The organism is Streptomyces sp. KR55 (assembly GCF_052245645.1).
GTDB lineage: Bacteria > Actinomycetota > Actinomycetes > Streptomycetales > Streptomycetaceae > Streptomyces > Streptomyces flavusporus.
This window is the reverse complement of the sequence record NZ_JBQQCE010000072.1, coordinates 21,927-27,994: the sequence shown is the minus strand read 5'-3', so window position 1 is coordinate 27,994 and position 6,068 is coordinate 21,927. Positions and strand designations below refer to the sequence as shown.

General features: G+C 69.6%; 5 protein-coding genes. All 5 read right to left on the bottom strand.

Going from position 1 to position 6,068, the window contains the following annotated elements; genetic code table 11:
• Nucleotides 1-236, bottom strand: a 236-nt coding sequence (locus tag ACTWQJ_RS13530) for a 6-phosphogluconolactonase (RefSeq protein WP_443306881.1), incomplete at its 3' end; no start/stop codon positions are given.
• Entirely contained in the window at nucleotides 233-1,297 is a 1,065-nt protein-coding gene (gene opcA, locus ACTWQJ_RS13525; RefSeq protein WP_443306880.1) for a glucose-6-phosphate dehydrogenase assembly protein OpcA, read from the bottom strand. The genes ACTWQJ_RS13530 and opcA, both read right to left, overlap by 4 nt.
• Nucleotides 1,294-2,817: a glucose-6-phosphate dehydrogenase gene (gene zwf / locus ACTWQJ_RS13520; protein ID WP_385509185.1), complete on the bottom strand. Its 1,524-nt coding sequence runs from the start codon at nucleotides 2,815-2,817 to the stop codon at nucleotides 1,294-1,296. Before zwf ends, opcA begins: the two co-directional genes overlap by 4 nt.
• Nucleotides 2,818-2,821: 4 nt before the next feature.
• Nucleotides 2,822-3,940, bottom strand: a complete 1,119-nt coding sequence (gene tal / locus ACTWQJ_RS13515) for a transaldolase (protein ID WP_443306879.1) — start codon at nucleotides 3,938-3,940, stop codon at nucleotides 2,822-2,824.
• Between the two features lie 35 nt (nucleotides 3,941-3,975).
• Nucleotides 3,976-6,063: a transketolase gene (gene tkt / locus ACTWQJ_RS13510; protein WP_443306878.1), complete on the bottom strand. Its 2,088-nt coding sequence runs from the start codon at nucleotides 6,061-6,063 to the stop codon at nucleotides 3,976-3,978.
• Nucleotides 6,064-6,068: the final 5 nt, after the last annotated feature.

Here is a 6,068-nt window from a genome sequence, read left to right as displayed (position 1 = left end):
GGAAGGAAGCGCTCGTCGCCCCACCAGAGGTCCAAGCGGCCCCAGTCGATGGCGTCCAGGGCGGGCGCGGCGGCCAGCGCGGCCAGCAGGCCGTTGCCGTTGCGGCCGCCGGTCAGCACGACGGACGCGCTGCCGCGCGAGGCCTGGGCGTCCACGATCTTCGTGATCAGCCGGGCCGCGGCGGCCTGCGCCATCAGCTCCTTGTCGTGGTGGACCACGAGTTGGGGAGTGTTCACTTCGCCGCCGCCTTCTTCACCGGTGCCGGCGCCGCCGCGTCCTTCGCGGGAGCTTTCGCAGCCGTCTCGACGGGAGCCGGGACCGCGACTGCTGCTCCTTTGGCCGGCGGCCCCGCCTCCGCGGCCTTGCCGTTCGACGGGTTCAGCCGGTCCACGCCGTACCGCAGCGCCGACGCGTAGGTGTCGTCCGGGTCCAGCCGCCGCAGCTCCTCCGCGATCAGCTCGGCCGTCTCCCGGCGCTTGAGCGCCACCGCACGGTCCGGCTGCCCCTGGATGGACAGGGTCGCCAGGGAGCCGTCCGCGCGGTCGAGCATGATCGCACCGCAGTCGGTGTCCATGCGGACCGCCGTGAGACCGGGGCCGGAGGACAGCGAGCGCTTGACGGGGACGTCCAGCCGGTCCGCGAGCCACATCGCCAGCAGCTCACAGCTCGGGTTGAACTCCTCGCCCTCCACCTCGACGCCCTTGACCTCGCAGTCCACCTGGTCCAGGGCGGCGGCCAGCATCGAGCGCCAGGGCGTGATGCGGGTCCACGACAGGTCCGTGTCACCGGGGGTGTAGGTCTTGGCGCGGGCGGCCAGGTCCCGCACCGGCTGCTCGGCCGCGTACGAGTCGGTGACCCGGCGCTGGGCCAGCGCACCGAGGGGGTCCTGCGCCGGATCGAGGGGCGCGTTCACCGGCCACCAGACGACCACGGGGGCGTCGGGCAGCAGCAGCGGCAGGACGACCGACTGGGCATGGTCGGCCACATCGCCGTACAGCCGCAGCACGACCGTCTCGCCGGTGCCCGCGTCGGCGCCCACCCGGACCTCGGCGTCCAGGCGGGACTTCGTGCGGTCGCGCGGCGAGCGCGAGACGCGCCTGATGACGACGAGGGTGCGCGAGGGGTGCTCGTGCGAGGCGTCGTTCGCGGCCTTCAGGGCGTCGTAGGCGTTCTCCTCGTCGGTGACGATGACCAGGGTGAGGACCATGCCGACGGCGGGTGTGCCGATGGCGCGGCGGCCCTGCACGAGCGCCTTGTTGATCTTGCTGGCGGTGGTGTCGGTGAGGTCTATCTTCATGGCCGGCGCCAGCTCCGTCCGTCTCGTTCGAGCATGTCGTCCGCCTCGACGGGACCCCACGTTCCCGCCGGGTACTGCGCGGGCTTGCCGTTGCCGTCCCAGTACTCCTCGATCGGGTCGAGGATCTTCCAGGACAGCTCGACCTCCTCGGTGCGCGGGAAGAGGTTCGAGTCGCCGAGCAGGACGTCCAGGATGAGCCGCTCGTACGCCTCCGGGCTGGACTCCGTGAAGGACTCGCCGTACGCGAAGTCCATGGAGACGTCCCGGATCTCCATCGAGGTGCCGGGCACCTTGGAGCCGAAGCGGACGGTGACGCCCTCGTCGGGCTGGACGCGGATGACGATCGCGTTCTGGCCCAGCTCCTCGGTGGCCGTCGTGTCGAAGGGGGAGTGCGGGGCGCGCTGGAAGACGACCGCGATCTCCGTCACGCGGCGGCCGAGGCGCTTGCCGGTGCGCAGATAGAAGGGGACGCCCGCCCAGCGGCGGTTGTCGATCTCCAGCTTGATCGCGGCGTAGGTGTCGGTCTTCGACTGGGCGTCGATGCCGTCCTCGTCGAGATATCCGATGACCTTCGCGCCGCCCTGCCAGCCGGCCGCGTACTGACCGCGGACGGTGTCGCGGCCCAGGTCCTTCGGCAGCCGCACGGCGCCGAGCACCTTGGTCTTCTCCGCTGCCAGCGCGTCCGCGTCGAAGGAGGCGGGCTCCTCCATCGCGGTCAGCGCCATCAGCTGCAGCAGGTGGTTCTGGATGACGTCACGGGCGGCGCCGATGCCGTCGTAGTAGCCGGCCCGGCCGCCGATGCCGATGTCCTCGGCCATCGTGATCTGCACATGGTCGACGAAGGACCGGTTCCAGATCGGCTCGAACATCGTGTTGGCGAAGCGCAGCGCCAGGATGTTCTGGACGGTCTCCTTGCCCAGGTAGTGGTCGATGCGGAAGACCTGGTCCGGGGCGAAGACCTCGTGCACGACCTTGTTGAGCTCCTCGGCCGACTTCAGGTCGTGGCCGAACGGCTTCTCGATGACCGCGCGCCGCCAGGAGCCGCCCCGCTGGTCGGCAAGACCGTGCTTCTTCAGCTGCTGGATGACCACCGGGAAGGACCGTGGCGGCACCGACAGGTAGAAGGCGAAGTTGCCGCCCGTGCCCTGCGCCTTGTCCAGCTCCTCGATCGTGCCGCGCAGCCGGTCGAAGGCGTCGTCGTCGTCGAAGGTGCCCTGGACGAAGCGCATGCCCTGGATGAGCTGCTGCCAGACCTCCTCGCGGAACGGCGTCCGGGCGTGCTCCTTGACTGCGTCGTGGACCTCCTGCGCGAAGTCTTCGTTCTGCCACTCGCGGCGGGCGAACCCGACCAGCGAGAAGCCCGGCGGCAGCAGACCCCGGTTGGCGAGGTCGTACACCGCGGGCATCAGCTTCTTTCGTGACAAATCGCCAGTGACGCCAAAAATGACCAGGCCCGACGGCCCCGCGATACGCGGGAGCCGTCGGTCTGCGGGGTCACGCAGCGGGTTGCTGCTCGACAAGGTTTCAGCCCTCCGAAGGGGCGAGGCGCTTGAGTTCGGCCTCGGTCGACGCCAGCAGGTCGTTCCAGGACGCCTCGAACTTCTCGACGCCCTCGTCCTCCAGCAGCTGGACGACGTCGTCGTACTTGATTCCGAGCCGCTCGACCGCGTCCAGATCGGCACGGGCCTGCTCGTAGGTACCGGCGACGGTGTTGCCGGTGATCTGACCGTGGTCCTCGGTGGCCAGCAGGGTGGCCTCCGGCATGGTGTTCACGGTGTTCGGCGCGACCAGGTCGTCGACGTACATGGTGTCCTTGTACGCCTTGTCCTTCACACCGGTCGACGCCCACAGCGGACGCTGCTTGTTCGCGCCCGCGCTCTCCAGCGCGCTCCAGCGGTCCGAGCCGAAGACCTCCTCGTACGCCTGGTAGGCGAGCCGTGCGTTGGCGACGGCGGCCTTGCCGCGCAGCGCCTTGGCCTCGGGCGTGCCGAGCGCGTCGATCCGCTTGTCGATCTCGGTGTCCACCCGGGACACGAAGAAGGACGCCACCGAGTGGATCAGGGAGAGGTCGAGGCCCTTCTCCTTGGCCTTCTCCAGGCCGGCGAGGTAGGCGTCCATGACCTCGCGGTAGCGTTCCAGCGAGAAGATCAGCGTGACGTTGACGCTGATGCCGTTGCCGATCGTCTCGGTGATCGCCGGCAGGCCCGCCTTGGTGGCCGGGATCTTGATCAGGGTGTTCGGCCGGTCCACCAGCCAGGCCAGCTGCCGGGCCTCGGCGATCGTCGCCTTGGTGTTGTGGGCGAGACGCGGGTCGACCTCGATCGACACCCGGCCGTCCTTGCCGCCGGTCGCCTCGAACACCGGGTGCAGGATGTCGGCGGCGTCCCGGACGTCCGCCGTGGTGATCATGCGGACGGCCTCGTCGACGGTGACCTTGCGGGCGGCGAGGTCCTCGAGCTGCTGCTCGTAACCGTCGCCACTGCTGATCGCCTTCTGGAAGATGGTCGGGTTGGTGGTGACGCCCACGACGTGCTGCTGGTCGATCAGCTCGGCGAGGTTGCCGGACGTGATCCGCTTGCGCGACAGGTCGTCCAGCCAGATCGCGACGCCTTCATCGGAGAGGCGCTTCAGTGCGTCTGTCATGGAAATTGCATCTCCTACGTGTCGTTATACGAGCGTCAGCGCTGAGTGGCGGCGATCGATTCCCGGGCCGCCGCGGCCACGTTCTCGGCAGTGAAGCCGAACTCGCGGAAAAGGACCTTGCCGTCGGCCGACGCACCGAAGTGCTCCAGGGAAACGATGCGACCGGCGTCCCCGACGTACTTGTGCCAGGTGAGACCGATACCGGCCTCGACCGCGACACGGGCCTTCACGGACGGTGGCAGGACGCTGTCCCGGTACCCCTGGTCCTGCTCCTCGAACCACTCCACGGACGGCATGGACACCACCCGCGTGGGCACGCCGTCGGCCTGGAGCTGCTCGCGCGCCTCGACGGCGACGTGCACCTCGGAACCGGTCGCGATCAGGATGACCTCGGGCTCGCCGCCCTCGGCCTCGAACAGGACGTAACCGCCCTTCGCCGCATCGTCGTTCGGCTCGTACGTCGGCACGCCCTGGCGGGTCAGCGCGAGGCCGTGCGGGGCGCCCTTGCCGAACTCCTTGGTGTAGCGCCTGAGGATCTCGCGCCAGGCGATCGCCGTCTCGTTGGCGTCCGCCGGACGGACCACGTTCAGACCCGGGATCGCACGCAGCGAGGCCAGGTGCTCGACGGGCTGGTGGGTGGGGCCGTCCTCGCCGAGCCCGATGGAGTCGTGCGTCCACACGTACGTCACCGGCAGGTGCATCAGCGCCGACAGGCGCACGGCGTTGCGCATGTAGTCGGAGAACACCAGGAACGTGCCGCCGTAGATACGGGTGTGGCCGTGCAGGGCGATGCCGTTCATCTCCGCGGCCATCGAGTGCTCGCGGATGCCGAAGTGGACGGTCCGGCCGTACGGGTCGGCCTCCGGCAGCGGGTTGTCCGCCGGGAGGAACGACGACGTCTTGTCGATCGTGGTGTTGTTCGAGCCGGCCAGGTCGGCGGAGCCGCCCCACAGCTCGGGGATGACCGGACCGAGCGCCTGCAGCACCTTGCCGGACGCGGCACGCGTGGCGACGCCCTTGCCCGGCTCGAAGACCGGGAGCTTCTCCTCCCAGCCGGTGGGCAGCTCACCCTTGCTGATGCGGTCGAACTCGGCGGCGCGCTCGGGATTGTTGTTGCGCCACTCCTGGAAGGACTTCTCCCACTCGGCCTTGGCCTGACGCCCGCGGTCGACGGCCTTGCGGGTGTGGCCGAGGATCTCGTCGGACACCTCGAAGGACTGCTCCGGGTCGAAGCCGAGGACGCGCTTGGTGGCCGCGACCTCCTCGTCGCCGAGCGCCGAGCCGTGGGCGGCCTCGGTGTTCTGCGCGTTCGGGGCGGGCCAGGCGATGATCGAGCGCATCGCGATGAAGGACGGCCGGTCCGTGACCTTCTTGGCCTCCTCGATCGCGTTGTAGAGGGCGTGCGGGTCGAGGTCGCCGTCCGGCTTCGGAGCAACGCGCTGCACGTGCCAGCCGTACGCCTCGTAGCGCTTGACGGTGTCCTCGGAGACCGCGGTCTCCGTGTCGCCCTCGATCGAGATGTGGTTGTCGTCCCACAGCAGGATCAGGTTGCCCAGCTTCTGGTGGCCCGCGAGGGAGGAGGCCTCGGCGGAGATGCCCTCCTGGAGACAGCCGTCACCGGCGATGCAGTAGATGAAGTGGTCGAACGGGGACGCGCCCTGCGGGGCGTCCGGGTCGAACAGACCGCGCTCGTAGCGGGCGGCCATCGCCATGCCCACCGCATTGGCGACACCCTGGCCGAGCGGGCCGGTGGTGGTCTCGACGCCCACGGTGTGGCCGTACTCGGGGTGGCCCGGGGTCTTCGACCCCCACGTCCTGAAGGCCTTCAGATCGTCCAGCTCCAGGCCGAAGCCGGCCAGGTACAGCTGGGTGTAGAGGGTCAGGGACGAGTGTCCGGCGGACAGCACGAAACGGTCCCGCGCAACCCAGTCGGCGTCCGCCGGGTCGTGCCGCATCACCTTCTGGAAGAGGGTGTAAGCGGCCGGTGCGAGGCTCATCGCCGTACCCGGATGGCCGTTGCCGACCTTCTGTACGGCATCGGCGGCCAGGACACGGGCGGTGTCGACGGCCCGCTGGTCCAGCTCGGTCCACTCGAGGTCTGTGGTGGTCGGCTTGGTGCTCACCCTGG

Excerpts from the sequence above, each read along its gene's own strand:
- opcA (WP_443306880.1), bottom strand. The coding sequence starts at position 1,297 with ATGAAGATAGACCTCACCGACACCACCGCCAGCAAGATCAACAAGGCG.
- tal (WP_443306879.1), bottom strand. The coding sequence starts at position 3,940 with ATGACAGACGCACTGAAGCGCCTCTCCGATGAAGGCGTCGCGATCTGG.